We start from the raw sequence: 17698 nt of genomic DNA on the forward strand, positions 1-17698 counted from the left end.
TCTTTATTTTGTCCTCTTAACAGGAAATTCGATTTTAGGATTGAAGAATATCCCTTTAATACTTCCAAGTATCGCAGCGTTCAAACGTTTCATTCGAAATGTTTTAGCCTTCAAAAAAACATTAATGCCCGCATACATACCAATTGAAAATTGTAACGCCACTTTTTTTCGAGTGTAGTACTTTTTTGCAATGTACATTAAATTACGATACATATACTCATACCTTGAAATTCTATTCGGATCGTCGTTAGCAAAAGTCGTCCCTGCCAAATACGTGGCTGTTTTATGAGTCACTACGCTATCGTTGACAAAATAACATTCTTCTTCTCTAGACAACCGTGTTGTATACTCTGTATCGTCTCCCCAAATAACAAATTCAGAAATTGGATAACCATATTTAAAAATGTTTTTTCTAGAAATTAGTACAGATACGAAAGTTGCCTGTTCAACTTTAACAAGATTTTTATCAATCTGCTTATGCCACTCCGGAGCAACCTTTGGCGTGTTAACGGGTGCTCCATTAGTCCAGCGAACATCTGAACACAAAAAACCGAACTTATTATCTAACGCGTCCGCAGCCGAACTCAATGCACTATGACTTGTACGGTGTGGTATCGTATCATCATCCATAATCCAGACACAATCATCATCAGTTTTCTCGACAAAAACTTTCATTCCCTGGTTAAACCCGGCTGCACCACCTAAATTCTTGGAAGAGTTATAGATAATAAATTGATTTTTATTATCATTTTTTTTAAGCTCTTTTAAGTACACAGCAGTATCATCAGTACTTGCATTATTAATAATAATTATATGTGCTAATGGATCTGTCTGCTGTTTCAATCCATTTACACATTCCTTCAAAAGAGATAATCTATTATATGTGACAACTACTGCAGATGTTTTCAATTAAATTCTCCATTTCTTGAACAAATAATTGCGTATAATTCGTATATTCTTTTTGCATTGTTTTTGGGGCTCAGCCTTGTTTGCACAAATTCACGAGCGTTAGATATGATTTTTTCACGATAGTATTGATCGTCTATTACCCTCTCTATGCTATACACTAATTCATTAACAACTTCAGGGTTGTACAAACAACCATTCTTGCCACCTACCAAGATTTCACCAAACGCTCCTGAATTTGCTGCAATCACAGGGATTCCCCTAGCCATTGACTCTCCAATTGTAAGACCAAATGCTTCTCCCCGTGCACATGACACAGTTATATCAGTATGTCTATAGATAGTTTCTTTATCCCTAACAAACCCCATCAATTCTACAACATCTTTTAAATTGTTTTTCGATATATATCGTAAAAGGCCCTGTATATACCAAGAATCATCGCTTTGGCTATCAATTCCAATCAGTTTAAGATTCACTTTGTACCCGTTATTTTTTAAAATTCTAATTGCGTATAACGCCTGCATTTGATTCTTTTGTTCATTTGCAACTCCCGCAATAACCGATATTTCTATGTTGTCACGCTTATCAAAGACAGGCATCAATAATTTCTCTTTTAAATCTACACTATTATACACAGTATAAATCTTGTTCTTATCCACACCATACTTTAAAATTGTTTCTTTTACAAAGTTTGACACGCAAATTAAACCATCAGCATTCTTAAATGATTTGATTGCCTTTCGATTGTTCCAAAAACTCATCTTAGAAGCTTCTTCAGGAACTTCTTGTGCATACCAGACAACTTTTTTATTAGTAATCTTTGCAGCACAGTAACCAAATGAAGTATATATTGTATTGATTTGCACCAGATCAATCCTATGAACCAACATAATTAAAACAAGTTTCAACGTTTCACTCATATTCATAAAACACTTTACTAGCCATTTAAGCCTTTGAACTGGTTCTTTTTTTAATTCAGTAGGAACCATCCAATTAAAATATGAGATACAGAAATATTTGATCTTACGCTTCTTCAACTCATCTTCTACAGGACCATGTTTAGGAATAACCACAATGAAATTCACCCTAGAGGATAGTTCATCAATATTGGACAACATCACTTGCGTTGCGCCAGTTAACCCAGAGTATGAACACACATATAAAATCTTCATTTATAACATCACTTTCCACTAATTTGCTTACTGATTTCCGATAGTTCATCCCGTGGAGCATTTATGTTCGAAGTTACAATTTCTGCATGCATTTCACCAGTGTATAGCGTAATTAAAGAAGTACAACCATTATTATCTGAAAAATACGTCAATCTCCCTCCACTTTTAGTAAAGCTCATATTTTTAATGAGTGTTTTTAATTGGTTATTATCTAAATAATTACTATTGAATATCCCTAGAATAATTTTTAGAGTATCAGCATTGGAACAATAGAGATTGTTCACGCCAATGATGTACTCAATGGTTGCAGGATAATGCCTGTCAAAATCAATGTTTTGATTTTTTTTGGGATATTTAAAATTATTCGTATAATTCTGTAAGAAAGGTGCTCCATCCATCAAGCCAATATCCAACACACCAAACTTCTTCAGCACCTCATTTTGAACATACTCATTGTAGTCAGTATTTGTAGCCTTACTTATTATTTGTGCAAGCAAAAACACATCAATAGTACTAAACGTACCATGTCCGTGATTAATAACCAGACCACCCTTCTGAATTGAATGTAGTACACTCTCAACTGATACATTATAAGGAATCGGTTTTAGCGAAGAGTAACTTACTCTACTTTCTAAAAGATCCCCCACAGTATACTTCTTTCCTCCAGACAAGTTTCTAAAATATACTGCCAGCGTTGTTGCATATTTCAACTTACCGCTATTCATCAAATGTAATAATATTGCTTTATTCAAAACACTTTGAATACCAACATGATATGCAGAATCACTAGTTATATCGGTGTCTGAATCTTTTTGACCATAATTAACTTGTAATTGCATTTTGCCGTTTTCAATACTAGATATCGTTCCAGAAAAAGGATGCAACTTAACATATTTATCCAAGTGTGCCAATACTTGCTTATCCCTGCCACCAGTTAAATTAGCATTCCTCACATTTTTTTTATTCATCCTGCTTTCTAAGTTGGGCTGTATATTGTTAGAATCGACGCTATATTTTTTATCATGTAAGTCAATCATCACTATTATAAATATGGGAATCAGCGCAAGCAGCAGAACCGAGCGGATAACTTTCCACTTCATGCTCTCACCTCCAACTTCAGTTCGAAATCTTTTTTCATCAAAGAGGTAGGAAGAATATTTCCCCACACAACATATAAGAATGGGTTAAAAGCCAAATCAATGATGTGATGATCCAATATTCCACTCAATGCAATTATGCTAAGTATGAATGTTACGACCAACATTCCTCTTTCCATGCTTCTAAAAGAGACATACGTATAAGCTAGTATAAATATTAACATCGGCAATAAACCATACATTAATAATAACTGCATATAACTTGAATCTAGAAAAAAATAAATATAGCCAGATATGGTTCCAGTAATTCCGCCCCATCCATGCTGCACTATATTTTGACCGAATAATTTTATGCCATATGCATCAAAACCTACGTGCCCGAGAGAAAGCCGTTCACTCAGCAACACATCAAGCTTTCTAAACCATGACTGATCAGCATTATATGTGAAGGATAGTGTGATAATGAAAACACTAAAAAAAATGTACGCCATTGGTAGTGCACGATTAAATATGCTTAATACAACCCTTCTATTGAAAAGTCGCTTTGAAATAATCAACATTCCAACACTTAAAATGACAATTAATCCTGAATCTAATCTTGCTCCACAAAAATACCCAATTAAAACAGCTAATGCTAAGCCCATTATAAAATCACTATAACCATATCTATCTCGCCGTAGATATACCTTCGCAACTAAAAGATAAAATATATGTGCTCCAAAATCAGTTGGATAATTACTTCCAAATGAATATCTTGGAACCGAACCTCGATAATAGATATTGTTGGGTATGATTCCGATAATTGAAAGAATTGCTAATCCAATAACTATAAATGAACTCGCGTAAAAAAATGTCATAATAATTTTGTCCAACGTGATATCTTTTGAACCAATAATGAACACAAGGCCAAACAAAAGTAAATTACTTCCAGATTCAAACGCACTGACGCAAATAACTGAAATGACTGGGATCAATATCAACAACTGATTTACAGTATATTTTGTTAAAATTACTATTTTGAATAAAACTAGTAGTAAGCACATATACTTGAGTACCGCATAAATACCATTGGGAATACTAGCAGCAATTGCGGAAGTCATCAGGCTAGATACAATGATAAACACACTTAGGGCAACAAGAAATAGACTTGCTCCAGTTACTTTTTGTTTCAAAATCTGCACTTTTTTTCTCCTCAACTAACGAATACTGTACCGATAACGTCAGATGTTGCGTCTCCAACTATCTTTGCAATGCTATTGACTTTTGGCCTGCTCGACTTCGCGTCCGTGACCAAAATAAAAGATTCAAACAGATTTGCAGCAATTTTCAATGATACCTCGTCAATGTTTGTTGGCATGTTTACTAGTATAAATTCATATGAATGCTTCAAGGTATTAAACAAATCAATAGTATTGCGATTATTAATCGTATCCAAAAAATTACTACCATTTGTTCCATACGGCACAAATGATAAACACGTATTTTCCACTTTCCGCACCAATTTTTTACGCGGATAAACATTTCGAAGATTGTTTGACACACCGATAGGCGCCTCAGCTTCCAATTCGAATGTCGTTAGAAAAGCTGCATCATTCTCATCTAAATTTACCAAAACAGTTTCTCTACTATTTCGACTCAGAAAAAAACCAATATTAGCAATTACCGTACGCCTATATTTTGGCATGTCAACGGAATAGAACGCAATCGTCGAATACTTATTCTTACCAACTTCAGCAAGAACTTTTTCCCCTAACATATTAAATTCTGTAGACAACTTTTTATCAGACATATGTTCTACTCCCTCTCCTAATCTACTTGTTCATTTTTGACAAATGAATAACTCCCAAATTGTTTAATCCTAAAACATTCTCTGTGTAATCAGAATCCCTCAACGTCCGAGCAAATATTTCTTTTATTAAAGATAATACCGTCCCTAGAATAAAACCCGCGATTAAACTAATAACCAATCTTTTTTTTAACCCAGACTTAGTTGCATCATTAGGAATACTTGCCTTAGAGTAAATTGAAACCAAATTTCCAGAAAAATATTTTCCTAAATTATTAACAAACAGATTTGCGGCAATATTCGCACTTGCTGCCGCCACTTTGGGACTGGTACTTGTGCAGCTAATGGAAAAAATTGGTGACGTTGGCGTATAGATCACATTGAATTGCACTGGTACGTTTGCATTATCAGCACTAATATCAGATCTTTTTAACTCAGAACTAGTTGCTTCACGAAATTTTTCACTTGTAATAAGCTCTTTATACGTACTAATCATGCTGGTATTATTATTGGCAATCAATTGTGCACTCGCAGTATACTTCGGTGTCGTAAAAAAAAGGGAACGCGTAAACACAATGACGACCACCACTAACATCGAGCCACAAATTAAAACCAAGTGTTTATAAAACATTTTTAAGATTTGGACAACGTTCATAAAAATACTCCCTAACTTAACTATCCCTTACCAACATTAGATGCAAACTCGGACTGAACTAGCGTCAACGCTGCATGAATAACTTGATGCATATCATAATATCGGTATTGACCTAATCGACCGCCAAACATCACGTTATCTTCCATTTTTGCTAATTTTGCATACTTCTTATATAACGAATTATTGTGACTATTGTTTACTGGATAATAAGGTTCATCACCACGTTTCCAGTCAGCCGGATACTCACGCGTAATGATAGTCTTACCCTCATCACCCTTACCGAATTCAAAATGCTTATGCTCAATAATACGGGTATATGGTGTCTCCGCATCAGTATAGTTAATTACGGCATTACCTTGGTAATTATCAATATCCAATTCTTCACTCTCGAAACGTAATGACCGGTATTCCAACTCACCCAGCTGATAGTTGAAATATTGATCAATCATTCCAGTAAAGATAACTCGAGGATAGTTAGCCAAATACTCATCTTTGTTCGCAAAAAAGTCAACACCAGTCTGCACATCAATTTCAGGATGATCTAACATCTTTTCAACAATCTGCGTATATCCGCCGATTGGGATTCCTTGATATGTATCATTAAAATAATTATTGTCGTAAGTATAGCGTACTGGTAACCGACGAATAATAAATGCTGGTAAATCCGTTGCCTTTTGACCCCATTGTTTTTCTGTATAACCTTTAATTAATTTTTCATAAATATCGGTTCCAATTAATGAAATAGCTTGTTCTTCTAGATTTTTCGGCTGTCCACTTAAATGCACAGAGTCTTTTTGAGCTTGAATCTTGGCCTGTGCTTCAGCGGGCGTACGAACACCCCACAGTTCGCTAAATGTGTTCATATTAAATGGTAAGTTATACATACTTCCCTTATAATTCGCAACTGGGCTATTGGTATAACGGTTAAATTCAGCAAACTGGTTCACATAATCCCAAATTTGTTTGTCAGACGTATGAAAGATATGTGCACCGTACTGATGAACCTGAATACCGTCAATTTTCTTAGTATAAATGTTACCAGCAATATGATCTCGCTTTTCGATAACCTTTACACGTTTTCCCTTCAACGCTGCTTCATGGGCAAATACCGATCCAAATAAACCAGCACCGACTACTAGATAATCATATTTACTCAATTTAATTCTCCTCCAAATTATAAAGTTCCATTATGACATTATATCAAAAAAAGCTTAAGAATGAAGAGGCAACCCTCTCATTTTACCTACCGAAACAATATATTAACAAACTAATGCCAAAAAAAGACAGCCAGCAACTTGCCGGTTGTCTTATATTTTGAGTTAAATTCCAAAAAATCCGCGCATAAACAACGCTGCACAAGCTGCACCAACAAACGGTGCAATCCCCGGAACAATAATTCCGTATTGCCAATCACTGTCAGCTTTGTTTTTAATCGGTAAAATTGCATGTGCAATCCGTGGACCCATGTCACGAGCTAAGTTCATGGCGAAACCAGTAGGGCCACCGAGACCCATCCCAATTGCCCAAACAAGCAACCCTACACCAATTGGCACGATACCAGGCGTCTTCACTTCAGAAATCGCTAAAATACCTGAAATAAACAGGAACGTATCGAAAAATTCAACGAAAAAGTTCCGTGGCAAATTCCGAACAGCAGGTGCCGTAGAGAACAAATTACGAATAGTAATTGGTGAAATCTCACCTTCAGAAGCCTTGAAATGATCAGCGTACATGATCCAAACGATCACAGCACCAACCACCCCACCTAAAACTTCAGCAATTGAATATGGAATGAAAGCACTCCAAGGTAGATTGCCTAAAAGACACTGCGCTAAAACCATGGCTGGGTTAATACAAACATTACCAAAAATAAATAGCGAAATCGTAATCCCAAAACCCCAAGTTGTAATCGCAAAAATGTGTCCAGAACCACGATACTTGGTTCCTTTCAATACTTCACTACAATGAACCCCAACACCAAAAATAATCATCAAGGCGGTTCCCATGAACTCTGCCAGAAGCTGATGAATCACTATATTCTCCTCCTGTGGCGTCTGTGTCGCCGTTTTATTTGACTAGTCATAACTTTTCTGAAAGCAAACAGTCTTTTTTCACACAAAGACCATTATACACAAAAAATTAACTGTTTAACATGTAAAGTTAATACACATCCGTTCCAATGAACTTATTTTTCACGGTCTGTCCTAAAATGGCCATAAACCCACTCGCCCCATTTTTGCCCACTCACCGCAGCCAAGATTAAAATAATCGGCAAAAATTGAATCATATAACGGCTGCGTCCGCCTTCAAAAATCAATAGAAATAACATGCCCCCCACAATAGAGTACTTCAAAAACTGAATTTTCCAACTTTTTAATCCTACACCCAGTAATAGGCAAAAAAGCGCCATACTCCATGCTATCTGAACTGCAAATCTGTACTCGTATGAAGTTGTGAGGGCAACACCATTTTGTGTGTATAACTTTCGTGGAAGTACACTAACCATGCCCTTATCATTCATTTTATTTACCACCAAAAAGGTTCCGTCTTGCCCCCAACCAAACGATGCATCAGATGTATTTGCCACCTGCTTATTCACTAAAAATTTAAAATAGTTGGCTGGTCCAAAGGCACTCAAACGGGTCTTAATTAGTTGTGTGTTTACAGCACGTCGTTTCTTGGGCGATTTGATCCGCTCATCTAGTTGAACGTCAGATAATGTATATCCACCAGTGCCAGTCATACCCATTGCAATAAAATGAGTCACCGGATGTGACAGACTTGGATCAACTACAACCATTCTTTGGTTATTGGTATAAACATGAAAAGCTGTGCAGATTCCAGCAACTACTATTAATCCAAAAATTAACGATAGTCCTACAGTTAACCAGTCTTGTATCTTTCTTCTTTCACCTAGAAAATATAAGCTATAAATAATAAAATACGCCACGAAAACAATCAACAAGGATGGTTTCAGATAATAAGATACTGCAAAGCTAAGACCAAGTAATCCGGCATATAAGTATCGCTTCCACAACCTGTGTGAATAATAATAATTGGTAATTAGCCAAAGGTTTAAAGCAGTCAACATAAAAGCCCATGTATCTGTATATGTGAGTGCGACCCATGGTGTAACTAAAAACATGTACCAGATGCTGACTGTAACCAATAATATGTATTGTCTACCAAACCAGCGATCTGCAATATTGGCAATCATCACCATTCCAAAGTCAATAACAATTATATTGATATAATTGAACACCAAAATTAGAACCTCAAGCGTTGGCTTGCCTAATAGCAGCCAAAGGAAATGTTCCATATACAGCAACATCAACGTATTGGGGTAGTTTGAAAAATACTGCTTAGGCTGGTACCCTCCTCCAATAGCGCCGTTTAAAATAATGTTTGGATCCCAATAACTAGTGCCGGAAAGAGAATATACCACAACAATTTGCCAAATAATAGTTATACTTCCGAATACAACAAGTACTCACAAACTATATCTGTCAAACCAAAACGATGCAGCACGCCAGCATCTTTTTAAATATTTTTGCGCGTGTGGAATACAAATTATAAACAAAAATAAAACAAAAATAAGCACAAATGGCCAAAGGAACGCTGGTCTCAACCCGTTAAAAGTAAACATTATTAAGCCTATTGAACCTAATAAACTTATGAAAATCAAAGGCAAGTAAAATAGATTCACAAAAATATTGCTTCCCTGTTGGATCTTCTTCGCATTCAAATTTACTCCTCCAATTTCAGTTGGTTAAATATTCAGTAGCTCACCATCATTTTCTTCATCTCAAATATATCACACTATGATCATTTAAAAGATCAATTTTATGATATCCTGACAACAGATTCAATACTCTCTAGCAACAATATTACAACAACTTAACGATACCAGCACCGATACACGAGAATTAAATTCAAAACAAAATACAGATATTCACAATACAATAATATACAATAGACTCAACAAATATATATTTTGAAATCAACTTTTCAATTATCAAAATAGTATACACCTGAAAGCCCCCCACAGAATAGCAAACTAAGCTCCTCCCAATAAGCACGTAAAGTTGTTGGTTCTGACAATTGCCACCTCAAAAAATCTAAACTAATACCCAATTCCAAGTTTCTTCTTGTGTCAATCAGAATACTAAGAGTCACTCTCAGGTATTTATATCAAAATATACCCGCATGTAGTAAAGCAGCATTGTGTAAAAGACAATTAACCCACAACTTTTCAATAATTTGACCAATAACAAACCAAGTAATCAAAGTCAGAATTGCTTTATTACATACTTATCAGAAAATTCTCCCGATTGATATACATTTTCAAAAACAAGTCACAAGAATTTGTTTCAATAAACGTTAATTGAAACAACAATCTGACACACTCTCACCTTATTTTTCATAAAAGAGATATGCTCTAAAAAACTTGATTTTACTCAATAAATATACAATCAGTAAACTCAGAAAATATGTTGTAAACAAATTTATGAAAAAGTTAAGTACATTAGAATTTGTTAAGAGCAAGTACTTCTGGATAACCAGTTGAATTGGACGATGAATCAAATAGATTCCTAAACTATATCCCGAAAACAGCATGGCCGCCTTAGAAGCATTCATCATAATTCGGTTGACTAACTCAAATAAAGCAACAGTAGTTATTAATATGAACAAATTGTCATACCATATAAAATAATAATGTTCCATTAGTACATTTCCCATAAATTGCATCAACACTGATAGCCCAATACCTATAATCATGCTGCACCAAAGTATACCGTTCGAAACTTTAGTTAGCCATCCCTCTTGGATTAACCCACCAATTAGCACATACACCCCGAATGCAGTGCCAACAAAACCATGATCAATATTACTACTGATACCGATGTTTCTTCCAAAAAATTGGAGAAGCATATTCAACGTCGGAATAATAAAATCAAAACCAACGCCAAACAAAATAAACCAAGTTTTAAATCTCTGTGGAATGTTTTTGCTCAGCGCGACTAATAGTGGCATAAATAAATATATACCTAAAATTACTGGAATAAACCAGATCTGTATCATCTCGTTGCTTAATGGATTAGAATAACTGGGTGCTTTAGTTATAAATAGCAACTCCATGGCAATCTGTAATAATCCTACCCTTACTCTCAAATACCCACGAACGAAAATCTCATACAATATCATCCAAATCTCAAAAGTAATCAAAAGCCTAAAAAGGCGCTTTCGATAAAATTTCAAGATTTCCGATTCAGTAAGATGAAATCTATTAATTAAAAAATAACCTGATAGTAAAAAAAAAAGGCACCCCTAACCTTCCGACAACTGCCATCGTTGAACTGAATATCTTATCAATATCGCCTAACATCATAAAACTTTGTTTCTCTGTTTTTCCCCCATAATAAGGATATCCGGCAATCAAACCGTGGCACATAACTACTAAAAAAATTGACGTAATTCTTAAATAATCAAATTCAGTCTTCCGAGATTTTGAAGCGTTCACATTCTCATCCAAATAACTCGACCCTCCGTTTTGCCAGAATGAAATTTCTCGCTCTGCCCTATAAAATAAACAAGCCCTACTACTTCACGAACAATCCATGTACTAGTTATTCCTCCATATTCTCATCAGAATACGTGTGCTACCAACAGATGTGAGGATCAAAACAATTGGCAAAAATTGAATGACATATCGACTACGGCCACCCTCAAATAGCAATAAGAATAGCATAAATCCGACTACCGAATATTTCAAGAATTGAATTTTCCAGCTATGAAGGTTCACAACTCCTATTAAGCCGATTAGAGTACTACACCATGCAAGCTGCACGATAAAGTGATACTCAAAATTTTCATTAGCCTGAACAGTACCCTGATTTGCAAACATTTTACGAATGAAAGACCGATTAAGCTTGGTATTATCAGGATTATTTAGCTGTAAAAATGTTCCTTCTTGACCCCAACCAAATGTACCATCTGCCGTATTATTAATTTGCTTTTGTACTAAAAACTTGCCATAGTTAGTTAACCCATTAAAGTTTCGAAAACGATCTTGAATCAACCTAACATTAGCTTGGTTACGAGCAACAGGTGATTTAATTTTATCATCCATCGCCCCGTCTGGACGATAATAACCGCCATTACCATGCATTCCCATGGCCATGAAATGTGTCAATGGATGGGCACGCTTCGTATCAATATAAATAAAATCTTGATGCTGTATAAACGTACGATTAACGGTTACGACAATCCCGGCACTTATCACAAACAGGCACAGGTGTACCATCATCATCCGATCAATCATACGTTTAGGACTTTCAATTATTTTAAATCCCAAAATAATTCCTAGCGCAATACTAATAATAATCAAAGACGGTTTCATATAATACGAAAAAACGATAACACGCCTAAAAAAACACTCAATAAACATCTATAAATAGCCTGATGACATCGTATAAAGCAATCAACAAGATATAATGTTAGCGACACCAAAAAGAATGCCCAAACATCTGAATAAGGTATTACAATCCATGGTGATGCCACAATCAGGAACCAGCTCATGCTTAACAGTACCTTTAAGTACCTTCTGCCAAACCAGTGACGAACAACCATCGCCACCATTGCCACAGCACTATCCACTAAGATTATATTTATACAGCTCAGCAACACAGCATAACTTTCAAGCTTCAACTGACCACTAAGAAGCCAAACACCGCGTTCTAAAAATAGTAAGCAATGTGTATTCGGGTATGCAGAAAAATAATAGGTCGGATTTGGCAACTTATCCATAGATGCCAAAATAATTTTGCCAGGGTCCCAATCACTATATCCCGTCATTAAAATTACGACAGCTATTTGCCACAATACAGTTACAATAATCACCAAGCAGAGCAATAATGCCCGTGCCCCACCAAAATAAAGTAACACTTTATTCAAATATTTCTTTAGTTTCTGACGCAATGGTCGAGAAACAATATAAAGCAACACGATGAATGCAGTTATATCTACAACTTTCACAGCGCTGCTCCTTAGCCCGTGAAAATCCACCAATATGCGTGATAAACTTCCTAATAACGATACTAAAATCAGTGGGATAAAAAACAAGTCTACTAAAACACCACTGACATTTTTAATCCAAAAAGGTTTCATTCAAACAACTCCAACTTAAATATAGAATAGATTTTTTTGAGAACTATTACGATCACTTTTCTTCACTCTTTTGTGTCGAGATATGATGCCAACGAGCATATGTCAGCAATCTCATCCCACCAACTGTTGCTAATACTAATACTAATGGTAAAAATTGAATGACATACCGACTACGACCGCCCTCGAATATAAGTAAAAATAACATGAACCCAACTACACCATATTTAAAAAACTGTACACGCCAATTCTTAATATTGATGGTAAACAAAACGAGAAGCAAACAGGCACTCCAAACTAACTGTGCAACAAAACGATACTCAAAAGTATTCGGACGGACATACCCCTGTTTTGCAAACAATCGTCTGATAAGCGTCTTGTTACGTATCGTACTATTCGCATGATTTGTTTTAATCAAGACATCTCCACCCCAGGAAAATGTCCCGTCTGAGATATTATTTACTTGTTTGTTGACCAGAAATTTTTCATAATTCGTCATTCCATTAAAGTCATGCAGTCGCTGTCTAATTAATTTGGCATTAGCTTGCTTCCGCTTGACCGGTGATTTAATTTTAGTATCCATTTTCGTGTCCAGTGGATTGTAGGCACCTTTACCATGCATTCCCATTGCAATAAAATGACTCATCGGGTGTGCAAGCTTTGTATTGTTATCGAGCATATTCTGATGATCCAAGAAAATCTGATGAGTCCAAAAACTACCGCCGGCGCCAATCACAAAAAGTAATACGCTGAAAATTGCCACTTTTTTAATTTGAAACCAGTTCCTTCCAATACCACGGAACAAACCCACAATACCAAAAGCAATGAAGGTGATAACTAATGATGGTTTCATCAAATAAGCAAAAACTAGCCCAACACCTGTTAACCCAGCCAATAAATATTTATAAACATGATTACTAGTACTAAAATAACTAGTTCCCACGTTTAGGAATAACGCCGTTAAAAAGAACGCCCAGGTGTCCGTATATGGCACTGCGACCCAAGGAGATATTAGTATGACTAACCAAGTAATGAAAAAGAGCAGTTGGGCATGTTTCTTTCCAAATAACCGCCGTACGGAATTAAAAAGTATCAAGGCACCGCAATCTATCAAGAATAAATTAACTATATTTTGATAGATGACAAAGGTTTCAAGTACTGGTCTACCGGTTATCAGCCACAACGCCCGTTCAAGGAAAAACATAAGGATTGTATTTGGATATGCGGAAAAATAGTCTTGGTTAGGTGCAACACCATCGATCACTGCACTCATAATCATCCTGGCATCATAGGCATTCGGGCCAGATAACAAGTAAACAATCGCAATTTGCCAGCACAAGGTCACCACCAAGATCACCCATATTAATATACGTCGATATCGGTACAATCGTGTATACACCCTAATTGTCACTCTTCGCAAAGGCTGACAAACAGCAAATAGTATAATTACGAATAGCACCCCCGTTGTAATCTTCACAGCAGTTGGACTCATCATTTTAAAATTTGGCAGAATTAACGAGAGTGAACCCAACAATGCAATCGTTATTAATGGGATTAAGAATACATCAACTATCCCGCTACTCAGTCCCTGAATCCGATTATGTTTCATTTCAACAACTCCAATTTAATTTATCCTATTTCCATATACCTTCCAAAGTCATTATCTTCACGGTCTATTACAAAATACCGGGTAATAGTAAAACATCATGTGATTACCGTGAAAAAACAGCACAAAAATAATCATACCACATAAGATAAAATCGGATCAGCGTATATCAAAAACTAGCTACATACAGTCAATTTCATCATTTACGTCTAAACTGCCGCTTGATCCGTCGCATCACCCGTGGCGACTTTGGCTCAATCGTGTGTTCAAACCACTCTTGCACCGAGGCGTTGACCACCCCACCAAACATCAGCAACATCCCTGAGAAGTTTAACCAGAACATCAAAACGATCAAGCTTCCAATAGTTTGGTAAGAAGTCACCCGTTTCGCAAAGAGTTCGACATATAATCGGAACCCTTGGGAAATCACAATCCAGCCAATCGTAGTGACTAAGGACCCAATCCACACATACCGTAGCTTCACTGCTGCATTTGGCACAAAGTAATACAGCAACATCGCCAACATAAACATCCCCACGAAGGTAATCAAGTTTTTATTGGCTAATAATCTTGCCCACCACTTCGGAATAAACGCTGCCGAAGTATTCGTCAGATCCAAAATTGCATCCATCACAACTTGACTTAAGGTGAAAAAGATCGATAAGCCAACGATTAAGAGCAATAAGCCCAAAGTTAATAGGAAGGCCATCAAACGAGTCACAATCGCACCTTGCGAGCTGGTCACACCGTATGCTTCATTTAAACTCCGCCGAATTGCTGCAATAATTTGCGAAGCGGACCAAATAGTGACAACAATCCCGATTGACAAACTTCCGCTCCCACTGGAAGAGATGAAGGAAAGCAGAATTGGTTTAATCGTCGCATAAATATTACTGGGAATAAATTCCTGAGCGTACGCTAAAATTTGACGCGTCTGTAAATTAAAACGGGCCACAATGTTCCCAATAATCAAAATAATTGGTGCAATTGACATCAGTGCATAGTAAGCTAAAACTATCGAATTATTACTAACATTAGCTTGGTTATAACGTCGAATAATAATTTCAATCCATTTAGCTGTCTTGGGGTAACGTTCCTTTAATTTCATGTTACTTCTCCAATAGTTAACTTAGTATCGTCAATTATACAATGATTTGAAAATTGAAACATCTTTATTCTAATGTGGTAAGCTAATAGATAGTGTAAAAATGGGACTTAGGAGATAACTATTTTATGAAAACCATGAGTTTAATTGTGCCCTGCTACAACGAAGAGCCCACAATTGAAATCTTTTATAACACTGTTGAAAAAGTCTTCAGTGATCATCCTGCCGAATTTAAAGACATTCGGCATGAGTATTTATTTATTAATGATGGTTCCAGTGATGGCACCTTAGCAGAATTCCGCAAACTGAATGTTACGCATCCTGACGTTGTCCATTATGTCTCGTTTTCACGAAATTTTGGTAAAGAAGCCGGGTTAGCTGCTGGACTTCAACACGCTAAAGGTGATTACGTGGCGGTGATGGACGTTGATTTACAGGATCCACCAGAATTATTACCTGAAATGTTAACGACACTTGAAAGTGGCGACTATGACTGTGTCGGTACCATGCGTGAAGATCGCAAAGGTGAACCGGTCATTCGCTCCTTCTTCTCTCGGGCCTTCTACTCTGTCATCAACAAAATCTCAAAGGTTCAAATTATTCCAAATGCGCGTGATTACCGTCTCATGACACGACAAATGGTCGATGCCATCTTAGCCATGCCAGAATACAATCGTTTTTCCAAAGGTATTTTCAACTGGGTTGGTTTCAGAACAACTTATTTAAAATTTGAGAATGCACCCCGTTCCGCTGGGGAAACTCATTGGTCGTTCTGGCAATTGGTCAATTACTCAATTGAGGGCATCATCGATTTTTCAGACGTCCCATTAAAGATTGCTACCTTTACTGGTGGCTTATTCGCGTTCATCGCCGTCATTGGGATTATCTTCGTGATCATTCGCAAAATTCTCTTTGGAAATAGCGTTGGTGGCTGGGCGTCAATGGTGTCCTTAATAATGTTTATGGGCGGAATTCAGCTATTCTGCCTTGGCATCATTGGCAACTATATCGGCAAAATTTACCTCGAAACCAAGCATCGGCCTCTTTACATTGTTCAAGAAGAAAAATAACCATCAAAAAGCCCGTCGTAATTTCACTGCTATAGTCCCTTTAAGGTTGACAGATGAAAAACAATAATTCATCTATCAATGCTTAAGGGGATTTTATTATGCCTAGAACTAGATTTACACCTGAAGAAAAGTTAGCAATTATCATGGGTTTATCGACGACCGAGTTAACTAAGACCGCTTACCTGAGATTGCATGGTGTTGACCAACAAGGCGTCAAGAGATGGCAGGACATTTATAAGAAGGATGGTCTTAAAGGTTTAGAAGAACGTAATAACTGGACTCATTATAGTAAGAAGACTAAGCAACAAGCCATAGCTGCTTACTTGAATAATGAAGGCAGTTTGATTGATATCAGTAATCGATTCGGACTAAGGAGCACGACACAACTCAGAGACTGGATTAAAAAATTCCAGTATAATGGTGGGACCAATAAATCATTGACGGCTACGCCGTCAAGAAAGCAGGTCCGTATTATGAGTCGTAGAACTACCTTTGAGGAACGAATTGAAATCGTTGAATACGTTACTGCCAGTAAACATTCTTATAACCAAACATCTGAACATTTCAAAGTTTCCTATCAACAGGTTCGCTCATGGGTTCTCAAGTCTAGAGAAAACGGTTATGCAGCCCTTAAAGATGGTCGTGGTCGAACGAAGCCAGTCAAAGAAATGACTGAAGTTGAGCGACTTCAACTGGAGAATCGCCAATTAAAAGCTAAGCTCAAAGAACAGGAGGTCCTAGATCTCTTCGCAAAAAAATTCCGAGAACTACAGAACAAGGAGTGAATAACCAACATAAATTAGCCTATCAAGCAATTCAAGAAATCGGTTCACAAATTCATGGTGCCCAAGCAATCATCTTGCGTTACATGGGTGTTAGCCGCCAAGCTTTTAATCAGTGGCAACACCATAAAGATACGCCTTGGCAGCAACAAGAAAAGATACTTAAACAGAAACTCAATCAATACTTCAATGAACATCGACAAAGAATTGGTGCCGGGAAAATGACTCACTATCTTGAACATGATGAAACCCTTGGTTTCATCGTTTCACCAAAACGTGTCAAACGCTTGATGTCAGTTTTACACTTAAAATGCCAAAGTCGAATTAAGAAACATCATCGGATCAAGCAAGCTGA

The 17698-nt window shown here is 36.6% G+C and carries 16 protein-coding genes and 1 pseudogene; 3 read left to right on the forward strand and 14 right to left on the reverse strand.

Annotated elements, in window-relative coordinates:
- Window positions 1-3: 3 nt before the first annotated feature.
- From FFM64_RS11810 to FFM64_RS11880, 14 genes and pseudogenes are all read right to left on the reverse strand, one after another.
- On the reverse strand, window positions 4-909 hold the full coding sequence (locus FFM64_RS11810) for a glycosyltransferase family 2 protein (RefSeq protein ID WP_137608238.1): 906 nt from the start codon (window positions 907-909) through the stop codon (window positions 4-6).
- Window positions 906-2078, reverse strand: coding sequence for a glycosyltransferase family 4 protein (locus FFM64_RS11815; RefSeq protein WP_137608239.1), 1173 nt, complete (start codon window positions 2076-2078; stop codon window positions 906-908). Before FFM64_RS11815 ends, FFM64_RS11810 begins: the two co-directional genes overlap by 4 nt.
- Before the next feature lie 8 nt (window positions 2079-2086).
- A complete protein-coding gene (locus tag FFM64_RS11820) occupies window positions 2087-3178 on the reverse strand; it encodes a serine hydrolase (RefSeq protein ID WP_137608240.1) in 1092 nt (363 codons plus the stop codon).
- Window positions 3175-4356 (reverse strand): hypothetical protein, encoded by a 1182-nt coding sequence (locus FFM64_RS11825; RefSeq protein WP_137608241.1) that lies wholly within the window; start codon window positions 4354-4356, stop codon window positions 3175-3177. The genes FFM64_RS11820 and FFM64_RS11825 overlap by 4 nt, the downstream gene beginning before the upstream one ends.
- A gap of 11 nt (window positions 4357-4367) precedes the next feature.
- Window positions 4368-4964: a CpsD/CapB family tyrosine-protein kinase gene (locus FFM64_RS11830; protein ID WP_137608242.1), complete on the reverse strand. Its 597-nt coding sequence runs from the start codon at window positions 4962-4964 to the stop codon at window positions 4368-4370.
- 22 nt (window positions 4965-4986) lie between these two features.
- Complete coding sequence (locus tag FFM64_RS11835) at window positions 4987-5616, reverse strand: YveK family protein (RefSeq protein WP_137608243.1); 630 nt, start codon at window positions 5614-5616, stop codon at window positions 4987-4989.
- 20 nt (window positions 5617-5636) lie between these two features.
- On the reverse strand, window positions 5637-6773 hold the full coding sequence (glf, locus tag FFM64_RS11840; protein ID WP_137608244.1) for a UDP-galactopyranose mutase: 1137 nt from the start codon (window positions 6771-6773) through the stop codon (window positions 5637-5639).
- A 162-nt stretch (window positions 6774-6935) separates the two neighbouring features.
- A complete protein-coding gene (larD, locus tag FFM64_RS11845) occupies window positions 6936-7649 on the reverse strand; it encodes a D/L-lactic acid transporter LarD (RefSeq protein WP_137608245.1) in 714 nt (237 codons plus the stop codon).
- A 152-nt stretch (window positions 7650-7801) separates the two neighbouring features.
- Entirely contained in the window at window positions 7802-9061 is a 1260-nt protein-coding gene (locus FFM64_RS11850; protein WP_171000404.1) for a glycosyltransferase family protein, read from the reverse strand.
- 968 nt (window positions 9062-10029) lie between these two features.
- Window positions 10030-11068 (reverse strand): annotated as a pseudogene (locus FFM64_RS11855) (acyltransferase).
- Window positions 11069-11239: 171 nt separating this feature from the next.
- A complete protein-coding gene (locus FFM64_RS11865) occupies window positions 11240-12004 on the reverse strand; it encodes a glycosyltransferase family protein (protein ID WP_171000405.1) in 765 nt (254 codons plus the stop codon).
- A gap of 8 nt (window positions 12005-12012) precedes the next feature.
- The gene (locus tag FFM64_RS11870; RefSeq protein WP_137608250.1) at window positions 12013-12783 is read right to left on the reverse strand and encodes a glycosyltransferase family protein; all 771 of its coding nucleotides are present in this window, start codon (window positions 12781-12783) and stop codon (window positions 12013-12015) included.
- 52 nt (window positions 12784-12835) lie between these two features.
- A complete protein-coding gene (locus FFM64_RS11875) occupies window positions 12836-14389 on the reverse strand; it encodes a glycosyltransferase family protein (RefSeq protein WP_137608251.1) in 1554 nt (517 codons plus the stop codon).
- A 196-nt stretch (window positions 14390-14585) separates the two neighbouring features.
- Window positions 14586-15494, reverse strand: a complete 909-nt coding sequence (locus tag FFM64_RS11880; RefSeq protein WP_137608252.1) for a YihY/virulence factor BrkB family protein — start codon at window positions 15492-15494, stop codon at window positions 14586-14588.
- A gap of 125 nt (window positions 15495-15619) precedes the next feature.
- Here FFM64_RS11880 and FFM64_RS11885 point away from each other — a divergent pair, with 125 nt between their 5' ends.
- From FFM64_RS11885 to FFM64_RS11895, 3 genes are all read left to right on the forward strand, one after another.
- Window positions 15620-16561, forward strand: a complete 942-nt coding sequence (locus tag FFM64_RS11885) for a glycosyltransferase family 2 protein (RefSeq protein ID WP_137608253.1) — start codon at window positions 15620-15622, stop codon at window positions 16559-16561.
- Between the two features lie 98 nt (window positions 16562-16659).
- Window positions 16660-17346: a helix-turn-helix domain-containing protein gene (locus FFM64_RS11890; RefSeq protein ID WP_137608254.1), complete on the forward strand. Its 687-nt coding sequence runs from the start codon at window positions 16660-16662 to the stop codon at window positions 17344-17346.
- On the forward strand, window positions 17343-17698 hold a 356-nt coding region (locus tag FFM64_RS11895), incomplete at its 3' end, for an IS3 family transposase (protein WP_137608255.1). The genes FFM64_RS11890 and FFM64_RS11895, both read left to right, overlap by 4 nt.

It is taken from the genome of Lactiplantibacillus daoliensis, from assembly GCF_005405005.1.
In the GTDB taxonomy this organism is placed as follows: domain Bacteria; phylum Bacillota; class Bacilli; order Lactobacillales; family Lactobacillaceae; genus Lactiplantibacillus; species Lactiplantibacillus daoliensis.

Bases quoted from the DNA above. Each gene is read 5' to 3' on its own strand.
- FFM64_RS11815 (WP_137608239.1), bottom strand. From the start codon at position 2,078: ATGAAGATTTTATATGTGTGTTCATACTCTGGGTTAACTGGCGCAACG.
- FFM64_RS11820 (WP_137608240.1), bottom strand. From the start codon at position 3,178: ATGAAGTGGAAAGTTATCCGCTCGGTTCTGCTGCTTGCGCTGATTCCC.
- FFM64_RS11830 (WP_137608242.1), bottom strand. From the start codon at position 4,964: ATGTCTGATAAAAAGTTGTCTACAGAATTTAATATGTTAGGGGAAAAA.
- FFM64_RS11835 (WP_137608243.1), bottom strand. From the start codon at position 5,616: ATGAACGTTGTCCAAATCTTAAAAATGTTTTATAAACACTTGGTTTTA.
- FFM64_RS11870 (WP_137608250.1), bottom strand. From the start codon at position 12,783: ATGAAACCTTTTTGGATTAAAAATGTCAGTGGTGTTTTAGTAGACTTG.
- FFM64_RS11875 (WP_137608251.1), bottom strand. From the start codon at position 14,389: ATGAAACATAATCGGATTCAGGGACTGAGTAGCGGGATAGTTGATGTA.
- FFM64_RS11880 (WP_137608252.1), bottom strand. From the start codon at position 15,494: ATGAAATTAAAGGAACGTTACCCCAAGACAGCTAAATGGATTGAAATT.
- FFM64_RS11885 (WP_137608253.1), top strand. From the start codon at position 15,620: ATGAAAACCATGAGTTTAATTGTGCCCTGCTACAACGAAGAGCCCACA.
- FFM64_RS11890 (WP_137608254.1), top strand. From the start codon at position 16,660: ATGCCTAGAACTAGATTTACACCTGAAGAAAAGTTAGCAATTATCATG.